Origin of the sequence: Bradyrhizobium sp. Arg816 (genome assembly GCF_029989365.1) — a bacterium.
Classification (GTDB): Bacteria; Pseudomonadota; Alphaproteobacteria; order Rhizobiales; family Xanthobacteraceae; genus Bradyrhizobium.
The window spans coordinates 1-1,082 of sequence record NZ_JAPRAQ010000085.1 but is presented as its reverse complement, the minus strand read 5'-3'; the positions used below and the strand labels follow the sequence as shown (position 1 = coordinate 1,082).

Below are 1,082 nucleotides of genomic sequence, written 5' to 3'. Positions count from 1 at the left end.
GGGGGATTAGGCGCCGATGCGCATCGCCCAGCTCGCCCCCTTGGCCGAAAGCGTCCCTCCAAAGCTTTATGGCGGCACAGAGCGGGTGATCGCCTGGCTGGTGGACGAACTGGTCGAGCTCGGACACGACGTCACCCTCTTTGCAAGCGGCGACTCCCGCACAAACGGCAAGCTTCATCCCGTGTGGCCGCGCGCGCTGCGTCTGGGGCGAAGGGGCGCGGATCCGAGCGCCGCCAGCGCTCTGCTCATCGAAGCAATCGCGAAGCGCGCGGGCGACTTCGACGTGATCCACTCACACATCGACTGGCTGCCGCTTCCGGTGCTGCGCCGGACCGGCGTGCCGTTTCTCACGACCATGCACGGCCGGTTAGACCTGCCAGGACTATCCGATGTCGTCCGGGAGTATGCCGAAGCCGGCTTCGTTTCGATTTCCGACCATCAGCGCCAACCGCTACGGGATGCGAAGTGGATCGGCACAATCCTCCACGGGCTGCCGACGCGCTCGTTTCAGGCGTCTTGCGAACCGGGATCATATCTGGCCTTTCTTGGCCGCCTGACGGCGGAGAAAGGTCCTGAGGACGCTATCCGCATCGCGCGTGCTGCTGGGAGGCCGCTGCGCATCGCCGCCAAGATACCCCGTGCCGAGACTGCCTACTTCAAGAAACGGCTTGAACCTCACATCGACGGCAAGAGCGTCCAGCTCGTCGGCGAGGTCGACGACTCCAGGAAGCAGCCGTTCCTCGCCGGCGCTGCCGCCTTGTTGTTCCCCATTAATTGGCCGGAGCCGTTCGGTCTCGTCATGATAGAGGCGATGGCGTGTGGGACGCCGGTGATCGCCTATCGCTCGGGCTCGGTGCCGGAGATCGTCGAGCACGGCGTCACGGGCTTCATCGTCGAGGACGAGGCGCAAGCCATCAAGGCGGTGAACGAATTGGACCGGCTGGACAGACGGAAAGTGCGCGCCCGGTTCGAGGAGCGCTTTTCCGCGAAACGAATGGCAAAAGAGTACGAAAGCCAATATCGGAAGCTGATCGCTCCTGCAGAGGGCGCCGAACGGGAATGCGCTCTGCAACTGCCACGAT

1 protein-coding gene is annotated in these 1,082 nt (G+C 64.0%); it reads left to right on the top strand.

Features of this window, described 5'->3' with window-relative positions:
- Positions 1 to 16: 16 nt before the first annotated feature.
- Positions 17 to 1,082 (top strand): glycosyltransferase family 4 protein (locus OWC48_RS45920; RefSeq protein WP_282525914.1); only part of this gene is annotated, 1,066 nt, incomplete at its 3' end.